General features: G+C 74.5%; 19 protein-coding genes. All 19 read left to right on the top strand.

Annotation, left to right across the window (positions count from 1 at the left end):
- The first annotated feature begins 30 nt into the window (after positions 1-30).
- From O7599_RS04040 to O7599_RS03950, 19 genes are read left to right on the top strand one after another with little or no spacing between them, the layout of a single operon-like run.
- Positions 31-1356, top strand: coding sequence for a nucleotide sugar dehydrogenase (locus O7599_RS04040; protein ID WP_281620691.1), 1326 nt, complete (start codon positions 31-33; stop codon positions 1354-1356).
- Positions 1346-2611 (top strand): glycosyltransferase family 4 protein, encoded by a 1266-nt coding sequence (locus O7599_RS04035; protein WP_281620690.1) that lies wholly within the window; start codon positions 1346-1348, stop codon positions 2609-2611. The genes O7599_RS04040 and O7599_RS04035 overlap by 11 nt, the downstream gene beginning before the upstream one ends.
- Positions 2608-4005 carry a polysaccharide biosynthesis protein gene (locus O7599_RS04030; RefSeq protein WP_281620689.1) on the top strand — a complete coding sequence of 466 codons (1398 nt, stop codon included), beginning with the start codon at positions 2608-2610 and terminating at the stop codon, positions 4003-4005. The genes O7599_RS04035 and O7599_RS04030 overlap by 4 nt, the downstream gene beginning before the upstream one ends.
- Entirely contained in the window at positions 4002-5519 is a 1518-nt protein-coding gene (locus O7599_RS04025) for a Wzz/FepE/Etk N-terminal domain-containing protein (RefSeq protein ID WP_281620688.1), read from the top strand. Before O7599_RS04030 ends, O7599_RS04025 begins: the two co-directional genes overlap by 4 nt.
- Before the next feature lie 2 nt (positions 5520-5521).
- Positions 5522-7459 (top strand): asparagine synthase (glutamine-hydrolyzing), encoded by a 1938-nt coding sequence (gene asnB / locus O7599_RS04020; RefSeq protein WP_281620687.1) that lies wholly within the window; start codon positions 5522-5524, stop codon positions 7457-7459.
- 46 nt (positions 7460-7505) lie between these two features.
- On the top strand, positions 7506-9728 hold the full coding sequence (locus O7599_RS04015) for a bi-domain-containing oxidoreductase (protein WP_281620686.1): 2223 nt from the start codon (positions 7506-7508) through the stop codon (positions 9726-9728).
- 47 nt (positions 9729-9775) lie between these two features.
- The gene (locus O7599_RS04010; RefSeq protein WP_281623275.1) at positions 9776-11704 is read left to right on the top strand and encodes an alginate lyase family protein; all 1929 of its coding nucleotides are present in this window, start codon (positions 9776-9778) and stop codon (positions 11702-11704) included.
- A 16-nt stretch (positions 11705-11720) separates the two neighbouring features.
- Positions 11721-13241, top strand: coding sequence for a right-handed parallel beta-helix repeat-containing protein (locus O7599_RS04005; protein WP_281623274.1), 1521 nt, complete (start codon positions 11721-11723; stop codon positions 13239-13241).
- Positions 13242-13264: 23 nt separating this feature from the next.
- Positions 13265-14542 (top strand): O-antigen ligase domain-containing protein, encoded by a 1278-nt coding sequence (locus O7599_RS04000; protein ID WP_281623273.1) that lies wholly within the window; start codon positions 13265-13267, stop codon positions 14540-14542.
- A gap of 1 nt (position 14543) precedes the next feature.
- Entirely contained in the window at positions 14544-15785 is a 1242-nt protein-coding gene (locus tag O7599_RS03995; RefSeq protein ID WP_281620685.1) for a glycosyltransferase, read from the top strand.
- Entirely contained in the window at positions 15782-17026 is a 1245-nt protein-coding gene (locus O7599_RS03990) for a class I SAM-dependent methyltransferase (protein ID WP_281620684.1), read from the top strand. Before O7599_RS03995 ends, O7599_RS03990 begins: the two co-directional genes overlap by 4 nt.
- The gene (locus O7599_RS03985) at positions 17023-17838 is read left to right on the top strand and encodes a glucose-1-phosphate cytidylyltransferase (protein ID WP_281620683.1); all 816 of its coding nucleotides are present in this window, start codon (positions 17023-17025) and stop codon (positions 17836-17838) included. The genes O7599_RS03990 and O7599_RS03985 overlap by 4 nt, the downstream gene beginning before the upstream one ends.
- The gene (locus tag O7599_RS03980; protein WP_281620682.1) at positions 17835-18482 is read left to right on the top strand and encodes a PIG-L family deacetylase; all 648 of its coding nucleotides are present in this window, start codon (positions 17835-17837) and stop codon (positions 18480-18482) included. The genes O7599_RS03985 and O7599_RS03980 overlap by 4 nt, the downstream gene beginning before the upstream one ends.
- Positions 18483-18485: 3 nt before the next feature.
- The gene (locus tag O7599_RS03975) at positions 18486-19511 is read left to right on the top strand and encodes an NAD(P)-dependent oxidoreductase (protein WP_281620681.1); all 1026 of its coding nucleotides are present in this window, start codon (positions 18486-18488) and stop codon (positions 19509-19511) included.
- 17 nt (positions 19512-19528) lie between these two features.
- A complete protein-coding gene (locus O7599_RS03970) occupies positions 19529-20782 on the top strand; it encodes a DUF4910 domain-containing protein (RefSeq protein WP_281623272.1) in 1254 nt (417 codons plus the stop codon).
- Between the two features lie 5 nt (positions 20783-20787).
- The gene (locus O7599_RS03965; protein ID WP_281620680.1) at positions 20788-22149 is read left to right on the top strand and encodes a hypothetical protein; all 1362 of its coding nucleotides are present in this window, start codon (positions 20788-20790) and stop codon (positions 22147-22149) included.
- Positions 22146-23102, top strand: coding sequence for a glycosyltransferase family 2 protein (locus tag O7599_RS03960; RefSeq protein ID WP_281620679.1), 957 nt, complete (start codon positions 22146-22148; stop codon positions 23100-23102). The genes O7599_RS03965 and O7599_RS03960 overlap by 4 nt, the downstream gene beginning before the upstream one ends.
- Complete coding sequence (locus O7599_RS03955; protein WP_281620678.1) at positions 23099-24298, top strand: polysaccharide pyruvyl transferase family protein; 1200 nt, start codon at positions 23099-23101, stop codon at positions 24296-24298. The genes O7599_RS03960 and O7599_RS03955 overlap by 4 nt, the downstream gene beginning before the upstream one ends.
- The gene (locus O7599_RS03950) at positions 24295-24846 is read left to right on the top strand and encodes a dTDP-4-dehydrorhamnose 3,5-epimerase family protein (RefSeq protein WP_281620677.1); all 552 of its coding nucleotides are present in this window, start codon (positions 24295-24297) and stop codon (positions 24844-24846) included. Before O7599_RS03955 ends, O7599_RS03950 begins: the two co-directional genes overlap by 4 nt.
- The last annotated feature ends 5 nt before the right edge of the window (positions 24847-24851 follow it).

Below are 24851 nucleotides of genomic sequence, written 5' to 3'. Positions count from 1 at the left end.
CCGCGGCCTGCCGGGGGAGGGGAACGGGTCATGAGACTCAGCGTCCTGGGGCTCGGCTATGTGGGCTGTGTGTCGGCCGCGTGCCTGGCCGGCCGGGGTCACGAGGTGATCGGGGTGGACGTGAACCAGGCGAAGGTCGACCTGGTCAACGCCGGCAGGGCCCCGGTGGTCGAGGAGCGGATCGGTGACCTCACCGCCGAGGTCGTACGGGCCGGAGCGCTGCGCGCCACCGGCGACGTCCGCGAGGCGATCATGGAAAGCGAGGTGTCGCTGGTCTGCGTGGGCACGCCGTCGGAGCCCAACGGCAGCCTGTGCACCACGTATCTGGAGCGGGTCACCGAGCAGGTCGGCGCCGCGCTCGCCGAGCGGCGCGGGCGCGGCGGGCGGCACACCGTCGTGTTCCGCAGCACGATGCTCCCGGGCACCTGCCTGAACCTGCTGGTGCCGATCCTGGAGAAGTACGTCGGCGGCACCGCCGGGGTGGACTTCGGGGTCGCGGTCAACCCGGAGTTCCTGCGCGAGGGCACGAGCGTGCGGGACTTCTACGACCCGCCCAAGACCGTCATCGGCGAACTCGACCCGGCAAGCGGCGACACCGTGGCGGAGCTGTACGACGGCCTGCCCGGCGAGGTGTTCCGGGTGCAGATCCCGACGGCGGAGGCGATCAAGTACGCGGACAACGCCTTCCACGGCCTCAAGATCGGCTTCGCGAACGAGCTGGGCGCCGTCTGCCAGGCGCTCGGCGTGGACTCGTACCAGGTGATGGAGGTGTTCCTCGCCGACCGCAAGCTGAACATCAGCCCCGCCTACCTGCGGCCCGGCTTCGCCTTCGGCGGCTCCTGCCTGCCCAAGGACTTACGCAGCCTCGTCCACGCGGCGCAGCGGGCCGACGTCTCGGTGCCCATCCTCGCCCACGTGCTGCCCTCCAACTCCGACCATCTGCAGCGCGCGGTGGAACTGGTCGAGCGCACCGGCAAGCGCCGGGCCGGGCTCCTCGGGCTGTCCTTCAAACCCGGCACCGACGACCTCCGCGAGAGCCCGCTCGTCGAACTGGCGGAGCGGCTCTTCGGCAAGGGCTACGACCTGCGGATCTACGACGCCAACGTGAACCTCTCCCGGCTGCTGGGCGCGAACCGCGAGTACATCGAGACCCGGCTGCCGCACCTCGCGCAACTCCTCGCGGACTCCGTCGGCGAGGTGCTTCAGCACGCCGAGGTGTGTCTCGTCGGGACCAGGGACCCGGCCGTGCTGTCGGCGCTGCCCCGAGGCGAGGGGCCGGTGCTCATCGACCTCGTACACCTCCCCGACGCCGAGGAGCGGCGGGCCGGACCGGAGTACGTGGGCCTTGCCTGGTGACGCGAGCGGCGGCGGCAGAACGGGCCGGCGCGCGCTGATCCTCGTGGAGAACCTGTCGGTGCCGTTCGACCGGCGGGTGTGGCAGGAGTGCACGACGCTCCGGGACGCGGGCTGGACGGTGGACGTCGTCTGTCCCCGCGGCGGGAAGCGGGACACGGAGGCGGAGACGGAGATCGACGGGATACGGATCCACCGCTACCCGTTGCGGGCGGCCACCGGCGGCCCGGCCGGCTACCTGCGGGAGTACGGATCGGCGCTGTGGCACACGGTCCGGCTGGCCCGCAGGGTCGGACCCGTCGACGTCGTGCACGCCTGCAACCCGCCCGACCTCCTCTTCCTGCCCGCGCTGTGGCTGAAGCGGCGCGGCGCGCGGTTCGTCTTCGACCAGCACGACCTCGTGCCCGAGCTCTACCTCTCCCGGTTCGGCCGCGGCGAGGACCTGCTCTACCGCGCCGTGCGCGCGCTGGAGCGGCGCACCTACCGGGCCGCCGACGTCGTGCTCGCCACGAACGAGAGCTACCGGGACGTCGCGCTGCGCCGCGGCGGCCGGCGGCCGGAGGACGTCTTCGTGGTGCGCAGCGCGCCCGACGTCAGCCGGTTCCACCCCGTACCACCCGAGCCGGAGCTGAAGCGCGGCAAGCCCCATCTGCTGTGCTACCTCGGCGTCATGGGCCCGCAGGACGGCGTCGACTACGCCCTGCGAGCCCTCGCGAAGCTGCGTGACGACCTCGGGCGGACGGACTGGCACGCGGTGTTCGTCGGCGCCGGCGACACCTTCGACGCGATGGTGGAGCTGTCCCGGGGGCTCGGGCTCTCCGAACAGGTGGAGTTCACCGGACGCATCCCGGACGCCGACCTGGTGCGCTACCTGTCCACCGCGGACGTCTGCCTCTCACCCGACCCGTGCAATCCGCTCAACGACGTGTCGACCATGAACAAGGTCCTGGAGTACATGGTGATGGGCCGCCCGATCGTCTCGTTCGACCTGCGGGAGGCCCGTGTCTCCGCGGGCGGCGCCGCCGTGTACGCGGCCGCCGACGACGAGGCCGAGTTCGCCCGGCTCGTCGCACTGCTGCTGGACGACCCGGAGCGGCGGGCCCGCATGGGCAGGACCGGCCGGGAGCGGATCGGCGGGCCGCTCTCCTGGGGCAACTCCCAGCAGTCGCTGCTCGCCGCCTACGAAGCCGCCTGCGGTGACCGCGCCCCGACACCGGTGGGCGGTCGACCGCGGGCGAGGAGGAGGGGACGCCGTTGAGCGACGACACCATCCGCCTGGCCACGGTCGGCCGGATCATCCGCCGGCGACTGCGGCTGCTCGCCGTGGTCGCCGTGGCCGGCGCACTCGCCGGCTACGGGGCCTCCGTGGTGTTCCCGCCGCGCTACACGACCTCGGCGTCGGTGCTGTTGCCGGGGTCGTGGGAGGAGCGCGAGCTGCTGACCCAGGCGGAGATCGCGACCAGTTCCGTGGTGGTCGACCGCGCGGCCGAGGCGCTGGGCTGGAGCGGGGTCGGCGGCACCGAGCTGCGGGACCGGGTGCGCGCCGGAACCGCGGACGGGAGCATCATCCGGATCTCGGGCACGGCCGAGACCCCGGAGCGCGCGCAGCGCCTCGCCGACCAGGTCGCCGAGGAGTACGTCGCGTTCGCCGCGCGGGTCGTCGGCGACAGCACCGATCCCGAGGCGGCGGCACAGACCGAGGCGCTGCGGGACCTGGTGGAGCAGACCGGCCGCCGCATCAGCGCCCTCGCGGACGCGGCCGACCCGGGGCGGACCGTGGAGAGCGTCCAGGCCCGAACCGAGCTGGAGAAGCTGCGTGCCTCGATGGAAGAGGCCATGGACAAGCTGGACCGGACGGACTCGGCGACCAGCAGGGCCGACATGGTCGTCATGGGCCCGGCGGCCCGGCCGGCCGGCCAGGCGCCGCCGACCAGGACGCACCTGATCCTCGCCGGGGCGCTGTCGTTCGTCCTGGGCACGGTCGTCGGGCATCTCGCGGCCGCGCGGATGAGCCGCCGGCCGCGTAGCGGACCGGAGATCGCCTCGGCGCTGGGCGCGGCGCTGCTGGGCACCGTCGACGTGCCCGAGGGACAGGCCGCGCGGCGCGTCAGGGGCGGCGGCCCGCGGGCCCGGCTCCGCCGGCTCCTGGGCGTCGACACCCGGTGGGACCTGCCGACCCTGCAGGCGTCCGGCGACGAGGCCAGCAGGAGGACCCGCTACCGGCGGGTGTGGACGCGCCTGCGGGACCGGCTGCCGGCGGCCGGGCGGCTGCTGGTCGTCGTCCCGGACGACGACGAGGTCGCCCGCCGGGCCGCCGAACTCCTCGCCGCCGAGGCCGGCGGCGACCCTTCCGCGAACTCGTCGAGCGGCGGGCACCCCGCGCTGCGGGTGGAGGTGGTCCCGGTGTCCCATCCGCTGGTGCCCGACCGCGGCACCGAGGACGGCGCGCTGGTCGTGCTCGGCGCGGGCAGGTGGTCCGCGGGGGAGATCGCGGGTCTCGGCGAGGCGTGTGCGGACGCCGGGCACGAGGTGGTCGGGGCCGTCGTCGCCGGTACGGTCCGGGGCCGCCCGCCCCGGAGCGCCGGCGATCACGCGGCCGACGTGACGCCGGCCGTCGCGGTCGGCGCCGACGCGGGGGGAGGGTCCGCGTGACGACAGGTACGCCGTCGGAGCAGTCGTCCGCCACGCCGCTGCTGGACCTGCAGTCGCTGGTGGTCGCCGTGCGCAGGCGCCGCAGACTCTGGCTCTCGGCGGGGCTTCTGGGACTGCTCGCCGGCGTGGGGACGGCCGTCCTGCTGCCCACGCCGCCGACCGCGGTGACCACCGTGCTGGTCGCGCACCAGGCGGACCAGCCGAACGACCCCGGCACCCTCATCCGCACCGACGTCGCCCTGCTGGAGACCACGCGGATCGCGGGCCGCGCGCTGCGGGCCCTCGACTCCCCGCAGTCTCCCGAGGACTTCACGAAGGAGTACCGGGGCACCGGCCTGACCAACAACCTGCTGCAGATCAAGGTCACGGGCAGGGACGACGCGGAGGCGAAGGCCCGGGCCCGGGCGCTGGCCGACGCGTTCGTCGCGGACCACGTACGGCGGATCCGGGAGGCCGCGAACGCCGAGTCCGAGACGCTGCTCGACCAGCGCGACCGGATGCGGGACGAACTCGCCGAGGTCAACGAGGCGATCGGGGAGGGGCCGCCGGAGAGCAGCCCGACCGCGTCGGCGGACCTGGAGTCGCTCTTCTCCCGCCGGGCCGAACTCACCTCGCGGATCGCCGACTTCGACCAGCGTGCCGCCGAGGCGCGCATCGGCACGCCCCAGCTCATCGCCGGCACGCAGATCGTGGACGCGCCGCGCGCGCTGCGGCAGTCCCTGCCCCGGGCCGCCGCGACCCGCGGCGGCATCGGGCTGGTCCTCGGGCTGGTCCTCGGGCTCGCCGTGGCCGCCGTCGGCACGGTGGTCGCCGACCGGCCCGTGCTGCGCCGGGAGATCGCCGCGAACCTCGGCGCCTCGGTCGTCGCGGAGTTGCGCCGCGCGCCCGGTCGCCGGGCCGCCCGGTGGCAGCGCCGGCGGACCCGGGCGGCGCGGGCACGGCTCACCACGACGCTGGCCCGCGCCGTACGCGGCTCGCCCGAACCGGTGTCGCTGCTGGAACTGGGCTGCGCACGCGGGACGGGCCAGATCGCCCTGGACCTCGCCAGGACACTGGCGGCGGAGGGGTCGGTGGTGATCATCGACGGCCTGCCCGGGACGCGGCTCGCCGGCCGCCGCCGGCAGCCGGGCGACCCGCCCGTGGTCGGCGGCGAGCGGACGGCAGCCGTGCCGTACCGGGAGCGCCGGCTCGGCGTCGGCTCGGTCGCGCCCGGCACGGCGTGGACCGACCTGCGGTACCTGGGCGGCCGGAGCGTGCTCGTCGTACGCGCCGGGCACAGCAGCGCCGCATGGCTGCACACCGTGGCGCGGCAGCTCGCGGACCTGCACATTCCGGTGATCGGCGTGGTGCTGATCGCCCCCGACACGCGGGACCGGACCGACGGCACGCTGTGGGAAGGACCGCACACCGCGCTGCGCGGCGCCCACGCACCGCAGGCCCCGCAGAACGGGGCGGGCACCTGGCCGTCGGTGCCGGCCGCCCGTGTCACCGACGGAGACCAGGAGGCGCGGTAGACATGTGTGGCATCGCGGGCACGTACCGGTGGCCGGACGGGAAGGCCGTGACCGCCCGGCTCACCGACACCCTCGCCCACCGCGGTCCCGACGGGTCGGGCGGCTACAGCCACCCCGCCGGTGACGGCGAGGTGCACCTCGGGCACCGCAGGCTGGCCGTCGTCGACCTGTCCGAGACCGGCGCGCAGCCGATGACCGCCGACGGTCTCGCCCTGACGTACAACGGCGAGCTGTACAACGCCCCCGAGTTGCGCGCCGAACTGGCCGCCGCCGGAGTGCGCTTCCGCGGCACCTCCGACACCGAGGTGTTACTGGCGGCCTGGCGGCGCTGGGGCGCGGACTGCCTGCCGCGGCTGCGCGGCATGTTCGCGTTCGGGATCTTCGACGAGCGCACCGGCGAGCTGGTGCTCGCCCGCGACCAGCTCGGCATCAAGCCGCTGTTCCTGCTCCGGCGCGGTACGGGCCTGGTGTTCGCCTCCGAGCTGAAGGCGCTCGCCGCCGTCACCGGCGGATCGCTGCGGGTGGACCACGCGGCGCTGGTGGCCTCGCTGCTGTACTACTGGGTGCCGGACTCCCGGTGCGCGTTCCGCGAGGCGGAGAAGCTGCCGCCGGGGAGCTGGCTCCGCTGCCGGCCCGACGGCCGGGTGGAGCGCGGCCGGTTCTGGGATCTGAGGGACGTCGCCGCCGAGGGCCGCGAACGGGCCCGCAGCGGCGAGCGGCCCGACCTGGCCGCCGTGGTGGCGGAGTCGACCCGGCACCACCTGCTCTCCGACGTACCGGTGGCGACGTTCCTCTCCGGCGGGCTCGACTCCAGCTACCTGACCGCGCTGGCGGCCCGGCACCGGCCGGGGATCTCCGCGTACACGATCGGGTTCCGCTCCGAGGACGCCAGGTACGAGGCGATGCCGGACGACCTGCGCCACGCCCGGCGGGTGGCCGAGCGGTTCGGCGTCGAACTGCACGAGATCGAGATCGCCCCGCAGGTGCGCGACCTGCTGCCGCGGATGACGTACCACCTGGACGAGCCGATCGGCGACCCCGCGGCGATCAACACCTTCCTGATCTGCCGTGCTGCTCAGGATGCCGGGGTCAAGGTGATGCTCTCGGGGATGGGCGCCGACGAACTGTTCGCCGGTTACCGCAAGCACCTCGCCAACCTGCTGGCGCTGCGCTACCAGCGCGTCCCGCGCCCGCTGCGGCGCGCGCTGTCGGCGGCCGTGGACCGGCTGCCGGTCGCCACCGCGCGCCGCGGGTACCGGTCGGTGCGCTTCGCGAAGCGGTTCCTCTCCTTCGCCGAGCTGCCGGAGGAGACCGCGTTCCGGCGCAGCTACACCATGTACGACCGGGACGAACTGCTCGCCCTGATCGACCCGGACCTGGCCGGAGCGGTCGAGGACGTGCTCACCGAGCACGCGGACGTCTACTGGGACAACGCCCTCGACGACCCCGCCGACTTCGTCAACCGGATGTGCCTGGGAGACGCCCGGATGTTCCTGCCGGGCCTGAACCTCGCGTACACGGACCGCTCCAGCATGGCCGCGTCGACCGAGGTGCGGGTGCCGTACGTGGACGTCGAGGTGGTCAGGGCGGCGTTCGCCGTGCCCGGCGACCGCAAGATCGTCGGACGGCAGGGCAAGGCCGTCCTGAAGGAGGCGGCGGCCTCGGTCCTGCCCCGGGAGATCGTCTACCGGCCCAAGGGGCTGTTCAGCGCGCCGCTGCGCGCCTGGATGAGCCGGGACCTGGCGCCGCTGGTGCGGGAGGTGGTGCACGACGGCGTGCTCGTCGGCTCCGGGCTGCTGCGCCGCGACGCGCTGGCGCGGATGGTCGCCGAGGACGCCGCCGGGCAGCGGGACTTCTCCAAGCATCTGTGGCACGTGCTGACCCTCGAGTACTGGTATCGCGGCGCGACCTCCGGCTCCGGCCGGAGCCGGGCGGCCTGACCGCCCGAACCGGCTTGACGACGTGGGACGAAGAAGAGGAGCCCGGGTGAAACAGGTGGTGCAGAACTACAGGAGCGGCGAACTGGCGCTGCTCGACGTGCCGGTGCCGGGGTGCAAACCGGGCGGCGTGCTGGTGCGGAGCGCGAACTCGCTGATCTCCACCGGGACCGAACTGATGAAGGTGTCCGAGGCCGGGATGTCGATGCTGGGCAAGGCCCGCTCGCGGCCGGACCAGGTGGCCAAGGTCGTGCAGAGCGTGGCCGCCAACGGCGTGCCCGCCACCTACCGCAAGGTGATGGGCAAGCTGGACTCCTACACGCCGCTGGGCTACTCGCTGTGCGGGGTGGTCGAGCAGGTCGGCACCGGGGTCGACGACGTGGCCGTCGGCGACCTCGTGGCCTGCGCCGGCAACGAGCACGCGCTGCACGCCGAAGTGAACTGGGTGCCGAAGAACCTCTACGCCCGGGTGCCCGACGGCCTCGCGGCACCACACGCGGCGTTCGGCACCGTCGGGTCCATCGCGCTGCACGGCGTCCGTCGCGGCGAGCCGCAGCTCGGCGACGTGGCCCTCGTCGTCGGCCTCGGCCTGATAGGGCAGTTGGTGGCGCAGCTCCTGGCCGCCTCGGGGGTCCGCGTCGTCGGGGCCGACCCGGATCCGGTGCGCCGCGACCTCGCGGCCCGCCTGTCCGGCGCGGCCTGCGGCGATCCCGCGGACGCGGGCCTGGCGGCCACCGTCGCCGAGCTCACCGGCGGCCACGGCGTGGATCAGGTGTACCTGGCCGCCGGCGGCGGCAGCAACCAGCCCGTCGAGCTGGCCGCCCGACTGAGCCGGGACCGCGGCCGTGTCGTCGACATCGGCAAGTGCCGCCTGGACCTGCCGTGGAACGCGTACTACGAGAAGGAACTCGACGTCCGGTTCTCCCGCTCGTACGGCCCCGGCCGCTATGACCCCGCGTACGAGCTGGAGGGGCGGGACTACCCGATCGGCTACGTGCGCTGGACCGAGCGCCGCAACCTGGCCTGCTTCCTCGACCTCCTCGCCCGCGGCCGTGTCGACGTGGCGCCGCTGGCCTCCCACACGGCCGACTTCGACGACGCCGTCGAGACCTACCGGCGGCTGCGGGACGGCGACCTCAAGGCCGTGGCCGTGCTGTTCCGCTACCCGGAGGCCGCGGCGGAAACGCAGGCACCCGCGGCGGCCGTGCCCGCGGCAGCCGTGCCCGCGCTGGGCGCGCCGGCGGTGGCCGCGCCGCGCGACGGCACCGTACCCGGCCCGGTGCGCGCCGCCAAGGCCCCGGTGCGGCTGGCGTTCGTCGGCGCGGGGAACTACGCGACGTCGATGCTGCTGCCGCACCTGTCGCCGCACGACGGGGTCGAGCTGGCCGCGGTCGTCACCACCACGGCGCTGTCCGCGGCCAACGCGCAGCGGAAGTTCGGCTTCGCCGAGGCGACCACGGACCTCGACGCCGTGCTCGGCGACCCGTCCGTGGACGCGGTGTTCGTGGTCACCCGGCACAGCTCGCACGCCGAACTGACCCGACGGGCGCTGCTGGCCGGCAAGGCGGTGTTCGTGGAGAAGCCGCTTGCCCTCACCGAGGACGAGCTGGACGGCGTGCTCGCGGCGGTGGCGGAGTCCGGCAACGACCGGCTGCAGGTGGGCTTCAACCGCCGGTTCGCGCCGCTGCTGCGGGAGGCCAGGAGGCAGTTCGGCGCCCGGACAGGGCCGGCGAGCCTGCGCTACCTGGTCAACGCGGGCAGGCTGGAGAACGGGAGCTGGTACCTCCGGCAGGACGCCGAGGGCACCCGGTTCGCCGGCGAGGGCGGGCACTTCGTCGACACCGCGAGCTGGCTGCTGGGGGCCGACCCCGTCTCGGTGTACGCGGTCGCCTCGCCCGGCGGCGAACACCTCCAGGTCGTGCTGCGCTACCCGGACGGGTCCACCGCCACCCTCAGCTACGTCACCGCCGGCCCGCCCGGCTTCCCCAAGGAGACGCTGGACCTGGTCGCGGACGGCAAGGCGCTCCGGCTCGACGACTTCGTCCGCGCCGCCGTGTACGAGGGGCGCCGCAAACGGTGGGCAGGACCCCGGTTACCCCGGGGCCGGGACAAGGGCCAGCGCGCCGAACTGGAGGCGTTCCTGCGGGCCGTACGGACCGGCGGCCCGATGCCGGTGCCGCTCCCGTCGCTCGTCGCCACCACGGCGGCCACCCTCGCCGTGCGGACGGGCCTGGCCGGCGGCGCGCCGGTGACGTTGGCGGGGCCGCGGTGACCGCGGTCCCGGCGAGCGCGGGCTGGTACGTCCGCCGGCTGTCCCGGATGGGACCGCGGGAGGTCGGCGGCCGGGTGGCCGACGCGGTACGCAGACGGCGGTGGCGCGCGGCGCCGCCGGACTGCCCGGACGTGACCGGCGCCCGGTTCACCGCGGTGCTGCCCGCCGGGGCGCTCGCCGCGGTGCCGCCGGACGCCGCGAAACGCCTCGTCGCCGAGGCGGACAGGCTGCTGGCAGGGCAGGGCGGGTACTTCGGGGTGGACCGCCACGACCTCGCGGAACCGGACTGGTGGTACGACCCGAAGACGGGGCGCCGGGCGCCGGCTGCCCACGCCTTCGACGTGCCGTACCGGAACGAGGACGCGGTCGGGGACGTCAAGCAGATCTGGGAGCTCTCCCGGCACCAGTACCTGACGGTGCTCGCCGCCGCGTACGCGCTCACCGGGGACGACCGGTACGCGACGCGGGTGGCCGGCCACCTGCGGTCGTGGTGGGCGGCCAACCCGCCGCTGCGCGGGGTGCACTGGACCAGCGGGATCGAGCTGGGCATCCGGCTGGTGTCCTGGGTGTGGACACGCCGGCTGCTCGACGGCTGGCCGGGCGCGGCCGGGCTGTTCGAGGACAACCCGGTGGCGCGGCACCAGGTCTGGCACCACCAGCGCTGGCTGGCCGCCTTCCCCAGCCGGGGTTCCTCGGCGAACAACCACGCCGTCGCCGAGGCCGCCGGGCAGTTCGCCGCGGCGTGCGCGTTCGCCTGGTTCCCCGCCTCGGCGCGCTGGCGGGCCGGCGCGCTCGCGTCGCTGGCGCGGCACCTGCGCGCCAACACCTTCGACTCCGGCCTCAACCGCGAGCTGGCCACCGAGTACCACGGGCTGGTGCTGGAACTCGGCCTGGCCGCGGTGGCCGAGGCGGATGCCGCGGAGGTGCCCGTACCCGCGTCGGTACGGCTGGTGCTGCTGCGCATGACCGACGCCCTCGCGGCGGTCGTGGACGACCGGCTGCGACCGCCGCGCCAGGGGGACGCGGACGACGGACACGGCCTGGTCGTGGACGGCGCGGGCACCGACCGCTGGGCCTCCCTGCTGGCCACCGGCGACGCGGTGTTCGGCAGGCTCCCCTGGTGGCCCGCGGTGACCGGCACCGACGTACGCACCCCGCTGCTGGCGGCGCTCGTCCGGCCGTACGCGACGCGGGAGACGGGACCGGCTCCGGCCCGCCCGCAGAGCCGGCCGGACCACCTCGCCGACGCGGGGCTCACCATCCTGCGAGGCCCCGGCGGGATCTGGTGCCGCTGCGACGGCGGTCCGCACGGCTTCCTGTCCATCGCGGCGCATGCCCACGCGGACGCGCTGTCCGTGGAGGTCCGGCAGGACGGGGTCGACGTGCTCGCCGACCCGGGGACGTTCTGCTACCACGGGCAGCCCGCGTGGCGGCAGTACTTCCGCTCGACCCTCGCCCACAACACCCTGCGGCTCGACGGCGGTGACCAGTCCGTCTCCGGCGGCCCGTTCCTGTGGACCCGGCACGCCCGCAGTCGCGTCCTGGCCGCGGACACCTCGGGGGAGACCGCCCGCTGGTGCGCCGAGCACGACGGCTACGGGCGCTCCGCGCACCGCCGCCGGGTGGAGCTGACGGCCGCGCGGCGGGAGTTGCGCGTGGTCGACGAGGTGCGCGGTCCGCGCCGGGCGGTGCACCTGGCGTTCCACCTCGGCCCGGCGATCGCCGCGGATCTGGCGGGGGACCGGGCGGTGCTGACCTGGACGGCGGACGGTGAGGACCGCTCCGCGGTGCTCGATCTGCCGGGGCAACTGCGCTGGCGCGCGCACCGGGGCGAGACGGACCCGCCGCTGGGGTGGTACTCCGCCGGCTTCGGGCGCAAGGAACCCAGCACCACGCTGGTCGGCTCCGGCTCCGGCTCCGCCGACCGCAGCGCGCCGGCGCGGGAGTTCACCACCGTACTCACGTTCCGCGGCTAGGGAGGGAGGCGTGGTGATCACATGGCGGCCCCGGGTGTGGGCGGCGGCACCGCTGGCGCTGGTCCTGCTGGCGACCGGCTGCGAGGACGAGACGGACGCCCGCCGGGAGCCCGGCGCCGCGGCGCCCGCCCCGCTGGTGGCCCGGGTGTGCGGAGAGACCGCGTCCGGGCCGGCGAAGCCGCCGGCGGGCGCGGTGACGGTCGACCCCGCGGTGGTCGGTGACCTCGCCGCGAAGACCGGGAGCAGCCCGCCGGGCACGGTCTTCTGGCTGCGGGAGGGTACTCACAGGCTTGAGCCGGACCGCTACGCCCAGGTCGTCCCCAAGGAGGGGAACGCCTATCTCGGCGCCCCCGGCGCGGTGCTCGACGGCCGGAAGACCAACCAGTACGCGTTCGGCGGCACCGCCCGCGACGTCGCCATCCGCCACCTGACCGTGCAGCGCTTCGTCGCGCCCCACAACGAGGGCGTGGTCAACCACGACTCGGCCGACGGGTGGGTGATCGAGCACGCCACGATCCAGCACAACTCCGGCGCCGGGCTGATGGCCGGTGCCCGCCAGCGGGTCCGCGCCAGTTGCCTGCGCGACAACGGCCAGTACGGCATGAACGCGTACCAGGCCGGCGACTCCATCCGCGGCCTGGTGGTCGAGGGCAACGAGATCACGGGCAACAACACCGGCGACTGGGAGCGGCGCAGGCCGGGCTGCGGCTGCACCGGCGGGGTCAAGTTCTGGGCCGTGAACGGCGCCGACATACGCGGCAACTGGGTGCACGACAACCGAGGGGCCGGGCTGTGGGCGGACAACAACAACAACGACTTCCGCATCGAGGACAACGTGCTGGAGGCCAACGACGGCGCCGCGCTCATGTACGAGACCAGCTACAACGCGGTGATCCGGAACAACACGATCCGGCGGAACAACTGGGTCGAGGGCCGCAGGTCCGCCGACCGCGGCGACGACTTCCCGTACGCCACGATCTACGTGTCCGAGTCCGGCGGCGAACCGCGGATCCCGGCCCGTACGGACAAGATCGAGATCTACCGGAACGTGCTGGAGGACAACTGGTCCGGGATCACCCTGTGGGAGAACGCCGACCGGTTCTGCAACAGCCCGGCCAACACCTCGACCGGCGAGTGCACGCTGCTCGTCCCGGACACCGACCGCTGCGAACGGCCGGGCATCGCCACCCCACCCCTCTACGACGACTGCCGCTGGAAGACCCAGCGGGTGGACATCCACCACAACCGCTTCGTCCTGGACACGTCCGTCGTCATGTGCACCGTGGAGTGCGGGCGCATGGCGGTGCTGGCCAACTACGGCACGTACCCCGACTGGTCGCCGTACAAGGGCGAGCGGGTCGCCGAGGCGATCACCGGGAAACAGCGCAACCGCTGGCACGACAACACCTACCGCGGACCGTGGAGCTTCGTCGTCCACGACCCGAGCCGGGCGCTCGACGTCACGCAGTGGCAGGGCATGCCGTACCGGCAGGACGAGGGCAGCAGCTTCGCGCCGCGGGCCGGTGGCCCGAGGTGAGCGGGAACCCGGCACGCGGGGTGCTGCCGGCCGGCCCGGACGCGGCGGACACGCGGCCCGGCGCCGCACCGCGCCCCGCCGGCACGCCGAAGACCGTGGGGATCGTCTGGGGGCTGCTGGGCCTCAACACGCTCGGCTCCGCAGGGGCGGAGACCATCGTCCCGCTGCCCCGCTCCCTCATCCAGATGGTCACCATGGGCGCGCTGGCCGCCGCGTTCGCGCTGGCGCTCGCCGTCAACCTCCGGCTGCGCATCCGGCCCAGCGCCTTCGTGTTCCTGCTCACCCTGCTGCTGGTGCCGAGCGTGCTCGCCAGCGTGGACCTGGAGTCCGGGTTCGGTGCCCTGTTCCGCTGCGCCCGGCTGGCCCTGTTCGTCGGCACGCTGTGGCTGCTCACCCGCTGGTGGGACGGCGGCCTCACGTTCGTCCGGAGCCACATCCGGATGTACTGGGCCGTGCTCGGCTCGGTGGCCGCGGGGCTGGCGATCTCGCCGGGGACGGCCATGCCCGAACTCTACGGCGGGCGGCTGGTCGGCGCGTTGTGGCCGCTCACGCCGCCGCAGATCGGCCAGTACGCCGCGGTGATCACCGGGCTCACCGTGCTGCTCCTGCTGGGCCGCAGGACCACCGGCGCGAGCGCCGCCGCGGTCATCGTGCCCGCGCTCGTCCTGCTCGCGCTGAGCCATACACGGACGGCGACGGCCGGCCTCATCGTCGGGCTGGCACTGGCGATCGGCTCGCTCATCCTGACCAGCGCCGCCGCCCGCCGGTTCTTCGCCTGGGCGGTGCTGTGCGCCGCCGTGGCCGCGGTGTGGTTCGCCCCCGCGCTGCGGGCGTGGTTCCTGCGCGGCCAGAGCCAGGAGAACTTCTCCAGCCTCACCGGCCGGGCCAAGGTCTGGGACGCCCTGCTGGCCGCGGACCGGACGACTGCGGAGCGACTGTTCGGCACGGGCCTGGGTGACAAGTCGTACGACGGGCTGCCGATCGACAACAGTTGGCTGGCCGTCTACCACGAACAAGGGCTGACCGGCGCAGCGATCGTCGCGGCGCTCGTCCTCGTGCTGGGCGGCGTCGCGCTGCTGCGGCCGCCGTCGCTGCCGAGGGCCTGCGCGATCTTCCTCATCACCTACTGCGCGATCTCGTCGTACACCGAGGCCGGACTCGGCGACGCCTCGCCGTACCTGCTGCACCTGGCCGTGGCCGCCTCGCTGCTGGCGGCACCCGCCGCGGCGGTGCCCCCCGCGGCGCCGGGGGCGCTCCGACGACGTGTCCCGCGCCGGGCCCGGGGATCGGAGGTGACCTGACATGCACGTCTTCGTCGTGCACAACCGCTACGTCTCGGCGCAGCCGAGCGGGGAGAACAGGGTCGTCGACCAGGAGGTGGGGCTGCTGCGCGCGGCCGGCCACCGGGTCGAGGTGTTCGAGCGGCGCAGCGACGACATCGCCGCCAGGTCCCTGCTGGGCAAGGCCGCGGTACCGCTGCTGGTGCCGTGGAACCCCGCGGTCCGCGCGGAGCTGGCCGCCCGGCTGCGTACGGCGCGGCCGGACGTGGTCCACGTCCACAACGTCTTCCCGCTGCTGTCGCCCGCGGTGCTGGCCGCCTGCGCCGACGCCGGCGTGCCCGCCGTCGCCACGCTGCACAACTACACCCAGATCTGCCCGCCCGGCACGCTGCGGCGGGACGGCCGGCTGTGCACCGACTGCGTCGGGTCCGCGCCGCTGCCCGCCGTCCGGCACGGCTGCTACCGCGACTCCCGGCTGGCGACGGTGCCGCTCGCGGTCAGCCTGTCGGTCAACCGGCGGCGGTGGTGGTCCGGCGTGGCGCGGTTCTTCTGCATCTCCGCGGCGCAGCGCGACGTTCTGGTGCGCTCCGGCATGCCGCCCGAACGGCTGGCGGTGAAGCACAACTTCGTGCCCGACCCGGGCGCCTGCCGCGCCGCGGTCGGCGAGCACCTGCTCTTCCTCGGCCGGCTCGCCGAGGCCAAGGGCGTACGGCTGCTCATGGCCGCGTGGGACGAGATCGCCGCGAGCGGCGGCGTGGGCGTGCCGCTCGTGCTCGCCGGCGCAGGGCCGCTGGAGCGCGAGGTGAGCGCCTGGGCGGCGGGCCGGGAGGACGTGCGGTTCGTCGGGCTGTACGACGCGGAGGAGTGCCGCGGGGCCGTCGTCCGGGCGGTCGCCGTGGTGGCCCCCTCGATGGCCCTGGAGACGTTCGGGCTCGTGGTCGTGGAGGCGATGGCGGCCGGGGTCCCGGCGGTCGCCGCCGGCCACGCCGCGTTCACCGAACTCGTCGAGGACGGGGTGACCGGCCTGCTGCACCGGCCGGGCGACCCCGGCTCACTCGCGTCCTGTCTGCGCCGGATCACCGCCGACCCGGCCCGCGGCCGGGAGATGGGCCGGGCGGCCCGGCACCGCTACGAGCAGAAGTTCAGCCCGGACGTCGGGCTGGCACGCCTGGTTGAGGAGTACGGCACCGCGATCGCGGGCCGGCCGGCACCGCCTCGCGGCGGGGAGACCCGCCGGGGCAGGGGGGATGGGGACAGCAGATGACACGATGCCGACTCTGCGGCTCGGAAGCGATGGAGAGCGTCGTCGACCTCGGGGCGACACCACCGTGCGAGAGCTTCCTCGCCGCGGACCGACTCGACCGGCCGGAGCCGGCGTACCCGCTGCACCTGCGGGTCTGCACCGACTGCTGGCTGGCACAGATCCCGCCGCTGATCACGCCGGAGGAGACGTTCGAGGAGTACGCGTACTTCTCCTCGTACTCGACCTCCTGGGTGGAGCACGCGCGGACGTTCGTCGCCGACGCCGTCCGGCGGCTCGGTCTCGGCTCCGGGGGCGGCGACGCCTTCGTGGTCGAGGTCGCGAGCAACGACGGGTACCTGCTCAGGCATGTGGTGGACCGCGGGATCCGCTGCCTCGGCATCGAGCCGTCGGTGAACGTCGGCGCCGCGGCACGGGACGCCGGTGTGCCCACGCTCACCGCGTTCCTCGACCCCGGAACCGGCGAGGCGGTCCGCGCCGAGCACGGCCCGGCGGACCTCGTCGTGGCCAACAACGTGTACGCGCACGTCCCCGACGTCGTCGGGTTCACCCGGGGGCTGCGCGCCCTGGTCGCCGACGACGGCTGGGTCACCATCGAGGTGCAGCACCTGCTGACCCTCATCGAGCAGAACCAGTACGACACGATCTACCACGAGCACTTCCAGTACTACACGGTCGCGTCCGCGACGCGGGCGCTGGCGAGCGGCGGACTCACCCTCGTGGACGTCGAGTTGCTCCCCACCCACGGCGGCTCCCTGCGGCTGTGGGCCCGGCCGGCCGAGGCGGCCGGCGAGCCGACCGGGCGGGTGGCCGACGTGCTGGCCCGGGAGAAGGCCGCCGGGCTGGAGGAGCTGTCCGGTTACGCCGACTTCTCCGCCCGGGTGGCGAAGGTGCGCCGGGACCTCCTGCGGTTCCTCATCGACGCGGCCGAGCGCGGCGAGACGGTGGTCGGCTACGGCGCCCCCGGCAAGGGCAACACGCTGCTCAACCACTGCGGCATCAGGCCCGACCTGCTCCCGTACACCGTCGACCGCAACCCCTACAAACACGGCAGGTTCACCCCGGGCACCCGCATCCCGGTCCTGCCGCCCGAGCGGATCGCCGCCGACAGGCCGGACTACGTGCTCGTCCTCCCCTGGAACCTGCGGGCGGAGCTGGTCGGGCAATTGTCCTTCGTGCACGCCTGGGGCGGCCGGCTGGTCTTCCCCATCCCCGAACTGAGCGTTGTCGAGGTCGAGTCATGAAGGTCGTACTGTTCTGCGGCGGCTACGGGCTGCGGATGCGCAGCGGCGCCTCCGACGACGTGCCCAAGCCGATGGCCATGGTCGGCCCGCGCCCGCTGCTCTGGCACGTGATGCGCTACTACGCGCACTACGGGCACACGGAGTTCATCCTGTGCCTCGGGTACGGGGCGCACCACATCAAGGACTACTTCCTGCACTACGAGGAGACCACGTCCAACGACTTCGTGCTGCGCAACGGGCGGACCGAGCTGCTGTCCACCGACATCGCCTCCTGGACGATCACGTTCGCGCAGACCGGCATCGAGTCCCCCATCGGGGAGCGGCTGCGCCGGGTGCGGCACCACCTGGACGGCGACGAGATGTTCCTCGCCAACTACGCCGACGTGCTCACCGACGCCCCGCTGCCGGAGATGATCGACCGGTTCGCGCGGCGCGACGCCGGTGCGTCGATGCTGGTGGTGCCGCCCCAGTCCTCGTTCCACTGCGTGGACCTGGGCGAGGACGGCCTGGTGGGGGGCATCACCGCGGTGAGCGAACTGCCGCTGTGGGAGAACGGCGGCTACTTCGTGCTCCGCCAGGAGGTCTTCGACCACATCCCGGAGAACGGGGACCTGGTCGCCGACGGCTGCGCCCGGCTGGCCAAGCGCGGGCGGCTGGTGGCGCACCGGCACCGCGGTTTCTGGAAGCCCACCGACACCGTGAAGGAGCGCGCCGCGCTCGACGCCGCGTACGCGCGGGGCGAGCGCTCGTGGGCCGTGTGGGAACGGGACGGCGTGCAGGCCGCCGCCGGCGGCGGAGCGGGGACCGCGTGATCCGGCTCGGGGCCGGGGCCCCCGACCGGATCGTCGCCGTCGGCGCGCACTGCGACGACATCGCCATCGGCGCCGGGGGCACGCTGCTGACGATGTGTCAGGCACGGCCGGGCATCCGCGTCGACGCCCTGGTGCTCTCCGGTGGTGGCGGCGAGCGGGAGCAGGAGGAGCGGGCCGCGCTCGCCGCCTTCTGCCCGGGCGCCGACCTGCGGCCGACCGTGGCCAAGCTGCCGGACGGCCGGCTGCCCGCGCACTGGGCGGAGGCCAAGGCCGCGGTCGAGGAACTGCGCGGGCAGACCGAGCCGCAGGTGGTGCTCGCGCCGCGCACCGACGACGCACACCAGGACCACCGCACCCTGGCGCGCCTGGTCACCACCGCGTTCCGCGACCACCTCGTGCTCGGCTACGAGATCGTCAAGTGGGACGGCGATCTCGGCCGCCCGGTCGCGTACCAGCCGCTGGCGCCCGGGACCGCGGAGGAAAAGGTGCGGCTGCTGCAGGAGCACTACCCCTCGCAGCGGCACCGGCCCTGGTACGACCCGGAAGCCTTCCTCGGCCTGGCGCGGATCCGCGGCATCGAATGCCACGCGCGCTACGCCGAGGCGTTCGCCGTCACCAAACTCACTCTCAACCTGGGGGGTTGAACCGTGCGCGTACTGCTGACCGGACACCAGGGCTATCTGGGCACCGTGATGGCCCCGGTACTCGGCGACGCCGGGCACGAGGTCGTCGGTCTCGACGCCGGCCTGTTCGCCGACTGCGTGCTGGGCCCGCCGCCCGCCGACCCGCCGGGGCACCGGGTGGACCTGCGCGACGTCACGGCCGAGCACGTGGCCGGGGTGGACGCCGTGATCCACCTGGCCGCGCTCTCCAACGACCCGCTGGGATCGCTGGCGCCGGAGCTCACCTACGACATCAACCACCACGCCTCCGTCCGGCTCGCCCGGCTGGCCCGCGAGGCCGGGGTACGGCGCTTCCTGTACGCCTCGACCTGCTCGGTCTACGGCGCCGCCGGCGGCGGCGGACTGGTCGCCGAGGAGGCGCCGCTGCGCCCGGTGACCCCGTACGCCGAGTCCAAGGTGCGGGTGGAGGACGACCTGCACGCCCTGGCCGACGACGACTTCAGCCCGGTGTACATGCGCAACGCCACCGCCTTCGGCTTCTCGCCCCGGCTGCGCGCCGACATCGTGCTGAACAACCTCGTGGGGCACGCGCTGCTGTCCGGCGAGGTGCTGGTGCTCTCCGACGGCACCCCGTGGCGCCCGCTGGTGCACGCCGCCGACATCGCGCGGGCCTTCGCCGCCGCGCTGACCGCACCGCGGGAAGCCGTCCACGACCGGGCGTTCAACATCGGCAGCGAGATCAACAACGTCACGGTCGCCGAGATCGCCGAGCGGGTCGCCGCCGCGGTGGGCGGCTCGAAGGTGGTGATCACCGGCGACACCGGGGCCGATCCGCGCTCGTACCGGGTGGACTTCTCCGCCTTCCGCGCCGCGATACCCGGCTTCGACTGCGCGTGGACGGTCGAGCAGGGCGCGCGCGAACTCGCCGACGCCTACCGGAAGCACGGCCTGACCCGGGAGGACTTCGAGCAGCGCTTCACCAGGCTGGCCGTGCTGCGCGCCGCGTCCGCGGCGGGCACCGTCGACGACACGCTGCGGTCGCGCCGGTGACCGCGGCGGGCGAGCGGATGTACGCGCTGGTGGAGCGGCTGTATCCGCTGTGCCGGTCCATCACGGGCGACGGTGTGCGCGCCACCTTGGAGATCGTCGGCGAGTACGTCCCGCTCCAGGTGCACGAGGTGCCGACCGGCACCCGGGTGCTCGACTGGACGGTGCCGCAGGAGTGGAACATCAAGGACGCGTACGTCGCCGACCCCGCCGGCCGCCGGGTGGTCGACTTCGCCGCGTCCAACCTGCACGTGCTCGGCTACAGCGTCCCGGTGTCGGCGACCATGCCGCTGGCCGAGCTGCGCGAGCATCTGCACACACTGCCGGACCGGCCGTCCTGGGTGCCGTACCGCACCAGCTACTACCTGCCGGAGTGGGGCTTCTGCCTCGCCCAGGAGACCCTGGACGCGCTGCCGGACGGCGACTACGAGGTACGCATCGACTCCACGCTCGCCGACGGCCACCTCACCTACGCCGAGCACGTGGTCCCGGGACGGGTCGCCGACGAGGTGATCGTCTCCTGCCACGTCTGCCACCCGTCGCTGGCCAACGACAACCTGGCCGGCATCGCGGTGGCGACGTTCCTGGCCCGGGCGCTGGCGGCGGAGACGCCGTACTACACCTACCGGTTCCTCTTCGCGCCCGGCACCATCGGGGCGATCACCTGGCTGGCCCGCAACGCCGAGCGCATCGACCGGGTCAAGCACGGCCTCGTGCTGGCCTGCGCCGGCGACCCGGGCCCGCTGACGTACAAGCAGAGCAGACGCGGCGACGCGGAGATCGACCGGGTGATGCGGCACGTGCTGGCCGCCTCCGCACGCCCGCACCGGGTCACCGAGTTCACCCCGTACGGCTACGACGAGCGGCAGTTCTGCTCGCCCGGGTTCGACCTCGGGGTGGGCTCGCTCACCCGGACCCCCTACGCCGGCTACCCCGAGTACCACACCTCGGCGGACGACCTGGACCTCGTCTCGCCGGCGGCGATGGCGGACACGCTCGCCGTCTGCCGCGAGGCGTTCGCCGTGCTGGACCGCAACCGGCGCTACGTCAACCTCAGCCCCTACGGCGAGCCGCAGTTGGGCCGGCGCGGGCTGTACGACCCGCTCGGCGGCCGCAGCGACGCCCGGCAGACCCAGATGGCCATGCTCTGGGTGCTCAGCCTCTCCGACGGTGAGCACAGTCTGCTCGACGTCGCCGAGCGGGCCGGCTTGCCGTTCGACGCGGTCGCCGCCGCGGCCCGTGCCCTGGAGGGCGCGGAGCTGGTCAAGGCGTGACCGCGATGACCACCGGGGACGACAGGACGCAGGCACAGGCGCAGGCACCGCCACAGGCACAGGCGCGGGCACCGGCGGGCCGCGGCCGGCGGGCCCGCCCGGACGCCGGGCGGGCCGTGGCCGGCCGGCTGTCCTGGGGACTGGCCGACCAGGCCGCCTCCAGCGCGTCCAACTTCCTGGTGGGCATGTACGTGGCGCGCTCGCTCGGGACGGCCGCCTTCGGGGTGTTCACCCTGGCGTGGGTGACGTACGGCCTGGTGCTCGGCATCTCCCGCGGGCTGGCCACCGACCCCCTCGTGGTGCGCTTCAGCGGCGCGCCGGACGCGGCCTGGCGCGAGGCGACGGCCCGGGTGACCGGGACCGCGCTCTGCGTCGGCGCCGCCCTCGGCGCGGCGTGCGTGGCGGCCGGGCTGGGCGCGGGGCTCCACGATGCCGGCGGCCGGGTGGGGACCGCCTTCGTCTGCCTGGGCGTCGTCCTGCCCGGGCTGCTGCTCCAGGACGCCTGGCGGTTCGCGTTCTTCGCCGCGGGCGCCGGACGGAAGGCGTTCGTCAACGACGTCGTCTGGGGCCTCGCGTGCGTCCCGGCCCTGGTGCTGGCGGCCCGCGCGGGCAGCGTGGCCGGTTTCGTGCTCGCCTGGGGCGGGTCGGCCGCGGTGGCCGCGGCGTACGGCTGCCTCCAGACCGGCATCCTGCCCCGGCCGGCCGGAGCGCGCGCGTGGCTGCGCGCGCACCGCGACCTCGGCTACCGGTACCTGGTCGAGAACGCCGGCGTCAGCGGCGCGTCCCAACTGCGGACGTACGGTCTCGGCGCGATCGTCGGCGTCGGCGCGGTAGGCGTGGTCCGGGGCGCGGAGCTGCTGCTCGGCCCGTTCCTCGCGGTGCTGATGGGCCTGTCGCTCGTCACCGTCCCGGAGGCGGCGCGGGTGCTGCGGCAGGCCCCGCACCGGCTGGCCGGGTTCTGCTTCCGGCTCGGCGCCGGGCAGGCCGCCGCGGCGCTGCTCTGGGGCGCGGCACTGCTGCTGGTCCCCGACCGTCTCGGCGAACACGTCCTCGGCATGGTCTGGTACCCGGCCGCGGAGCTGATCGTCCCGGCCACCTTCGGCGTCGCGGGCGCGGGCCTCGGCGCCGGCGCCGCGGCTGGGCTGCGCGCGCTCGCCGCGGCCCGGCGCAGCCTGCGCTGCCAGATGTTCGCCTCCGCCTGCTACGTCGGCGGCGGCCTCGGCGGCGCCGCCGCGGCCGGCGCGGTCGGCTCGGCCTGGGGCGTCGCCGCCGCCACCGTGAGCGGCTCGGCCGTGTGGTGGCTGCACCTCCGCTCCGCGCTGCGCGAACGCGGGCGCACCCCGATCCCCGAAGTGAGGACGCCATGACCGCCCGACCCCGGCTCAGCATCGGCCTGCCCGTCTTCAACGGCGAGGAGTACCTCGCCGAGGCGCTCGAGGCCCTGCTCGGCCAGACCTACGAGGACTACGAACTGGTCATCTCCGACAACGCCTCGACCGACGGGACCCGGGACATCTGCCGCCGGTACGCGGCGCGGGACTCGCGCATCCGCTACGTCCGGCTGCCCCGGAACATCGGCGCCGCGCCCAACCACAACCACGTGTTCACCGAGTGCCGCGGCGAGCTGTTCAAGTGGGCCTCGCACGACGACCTCTACGCCCGGGACCTGCTGCGGCGCTGCGTGGAGGCGCTGGACGAGCGGCCCGAGGTGATCCTCGCGCACGCCGACCAGGCCGTCGTCGACGGCGCCGGCCGGGTGAAGGTCCCGTACGCGTACACGCTCGCGACCGGCTCGCCGCACCCGCCGGAGCGCTTCCGCAGCATGCTCTTCGAGCCCGGCGGCGACGACTTCTACGGCGTGATGCGCGCGGACGTGCTGCGCCGCGTGAAGCCGCACGACAGCTACCACCACGCGGACCGCACGTTCGTCGCCGAGATCGGCCTGCACGGGCCCTTCCACCAGGTGCCGGAGCTGCTGTACTTCCGCCGCGACCACCCCACCCGCGCCGAGCGGGCGAACCCGTCCAAGCGCGCCCGGTGCGTCAACCTGGACCCGCGCCGGGCAGGCCGACTGCACCCGACGCCCCGGCTGCTCGCCGAGTACGTCTGGGGCTTCGTCGCGGCGATCCGGCGGGCGCCGCTGTCCCCGGCCGACCGCCGCGCCTGCTACCGGCACCTGGCCGCATGGCTGGCCAGCCGGGCGCGGCCGGGCGCCGGCGAGCGGGTCGAGGACCGCGCCCCGGTCGACCCGGACCGGTTCGCCGTCTCCGTCGACGCGCTCGTCGCCGGCCGTGCGGGCCGGAACGGGGACAGGCCGTGACCTCCGCGCCCGGAACCCCGGTGCGCGTCGGGGTGTTCGGCCTGCTCGGCTCCGGCAACCTCGGCAACGACGGGTCGCTGGAGGCCGTGCTCGGCTACCTCCGCGCCGCACACCCGAAAGCCGTCGTGGACGCGCTGTGCGGCGGCCCCGAGGTCGTCGCGAGCCGGTACGGGATCCCCGCCACGCGACTGCACTGGTACCGCGGCGAGTACCGGACGGCCTCGCGCGCTGGCGCGATCGCGGCGAAGGGTCTCGGCAAACTCGTCGACGCCGTCCGCACCGCCGCCTGGGTGCGCCGGCACGACCTGGTGATCGTGCCGGGCATGGGCGTCCTGGAGGCCACCCTGCCGCTGCGGCCGTGGGGCTTCCCGTACTCGCTGTTCCTGCTCTGCACCGCCGGCCGGCTGTGCGGCACCCGGGTCGCGCTGGTCGGCGTCGGCGCCGCCGCGATCCGCGACCGGCCGACCCGGGCGCTGGTGCGCTGGTCGGCGAAGCTGGCCGCGTACCGCTCGTACCGGGACGAGATGTCCCGCGACGCGATGCGCTCGATGGGCGTGGACACCGCGCACGACGAGGTCTACCCGGACCTCGCCTTCGCCCTGCCCGCGCCGCGGGCGGCCCCGGGCCCGCAGGGCCCGGTCTGCGTCGGCGTCATGGACTACCACGGCGGCAACGACGACCGCGCCCGGGCCGGGGAGATCCACCGGCGCTACGTCGAGGGGACCACCCGCTTCGTCCGCGCGCTGGTCGAGGACGGCAGGCCGGTCCGGCTGCTCATCGGAGACGAGACGGACACGGCGGTGGTCGGTGCGGTGCTGGACGCGGTGGACTCGCCGCTGGTCACCGCCGCCGAGGCGGACGCGCTCGCCGACCTGATGAAGGAGATGGCGGCCGCCGACAGCGTGGTGGCGACCCGGTACCACAACCTGGTCTGCGCGCTGAGGGTCGGCGTGCCCACGCTCGCCCTCGGCTACGCCGAGAAGAGCGTCGCGCTCATGGACCTGATGGGCCTCGGCGCGTACTGCCATCCGGCCCGCGAGGTCGACGCCGACCGCCTGCTCGCGCAGTTCCGGGAGCTGGAGCGGCGATCGGCCGAGGTGCGGCGGACCCTCGTCGAGCGGAACCGCGCCGTCACCGAGCAACTCGACCAGCAGTTCACCGCCTTGACCGCGGCCCTGTTCCGGGAGGCCCCATGAAAGCGAGCGAAGTGCCGGCGATCACCGGCGCGTTCCTCTTCGAGCCGACGCCCTACGCCGACGAGCGCGGCTTCTTCTGCCGCACCTTCGACGCCGACACCATCCGCTCGGTGGGCCTCGACCCGGACGCCTTCGTCCAGGACAGCGTGTCCCGGTCCGCCCGCGGCGTGGTGCGCGGCCTGCACCTGCGCGCCGGCGCCGGCGAAGCCAAGCTGGTGCGGTGCTCGTACGGGAGGATCTTCGACGTCGTCGTGGACCTGCGGCCCGACTCGCCGACCTACCTGGGCCGGGCCTTCTTCGAGCTGTCCGACGAGACGCAGGCCACGCTGTACGTCCCGGCGGGCTGCGCGCACGGCTTCCAGGCGCTGACCGGGACCGCCGACACCTCGTACCGGATCGACCGGCCGCACGACCCGGCCGAGGACGTGACGATCGCCTTCGACGACCCGGAGCTGGCCATCGCCTGGCCCCTGCCGGTCACCTCGATGTCCCGGCGGGACCGGGCCGCGCCGGGCCTCGCCGAGGTCCTCAAGGCAAGGGAGGGGTGACGCCG

This window comes from Streptomyces sp. WMMC500 (assembly GCF_027497195.1).
Taxonomy (GTDB): Bacteria; Actinomycetota; Actinomycetes; order Streptomycetales; family Streptomycetaceae; genus Streptomyces.
The sequence above is the reverse complement of the archived record's forward strand: the minus strand, read 5'-3'. Positions and strand labels throughout refer to the sequence as shown.

What these genes read in the sequence shown, in the direction of transcription:
- O7599_RS03965 (WP_281620680.1), top strand. Translation starts at nt 20,788, where the DNA reads ATGACCACCGGGGACGACAGGACGCAGGCACAGGCGCAGGCACCGCCA.
- O7599_RS03990 (WP_281620684.1), top strand. Translation starts at nt 15,782, where the DNA reads ATGACACGATGCCGACTCTGCGGCTCGGAAGCGATGGAGAGCGTCGTC.
- O7599_RS04010 (WP_281623275.1), top strand. Translation starts at nt 9,776, where the DNA reads ATGGGACCGCGGGAGGTCGGCGGCCGGGTGGCCGACGCGGTACGCAGA.
- O7599_RS03970 (WP_281623272.1), top strand. Translation starts at nt 19,529, where the DNA reads ATGTACGCGCTGGTGGAGCGGCTGTATCCGCTGTGCCGGTCCATCACG.
- O7599_RS03950 (WP_281620677.1), top strand. Translation starts at nt 24,295, where the DNA reads ATGAAAGCGAGCGAAGTGCCGGCGATCACCGGCGCGTTCCTCTTCGAG.
- O7599_RS03995 (WP_281620685.1), top strand. Translation starts at nt 14,544, where the DNA reads ATGCACGTCTTCGTCGTGCACAACCGCTACGTCTCGGCGCAGCCGAGC.
- asnB (WP_281620687.1), top strand. Translation starts at nt 5,522, where the DNA reads ATGTGTGGCATCGCGGGCACGTACCGGTGGCCGGACGGGAAGGCCGTG.
- O7599_RS03985 (WP_281620683.1), top strand. Translation starts at nt 17,023, where the DNA reads ATGAAGGTCGTACTGTTCTGCGGCGGCTACGGGCTGCGGATGCGCAGC.
- O7599_RS04040 (WP_281620691.1), top strand. Translation starts at nt 31, where the DNA reads ATGAGACTCAGCGTCCTGGGGCTCGGCTATGTGGGCTGTGTGTCGGCC.
- O7599_RS03960 (WP_281620679.1), top strand. Translation starts at nt 22,146, where the DNA reads ATGACCGCCCGACCCCGGCTCAGCATCGGCCTGCCCGTCTTCAACGGC.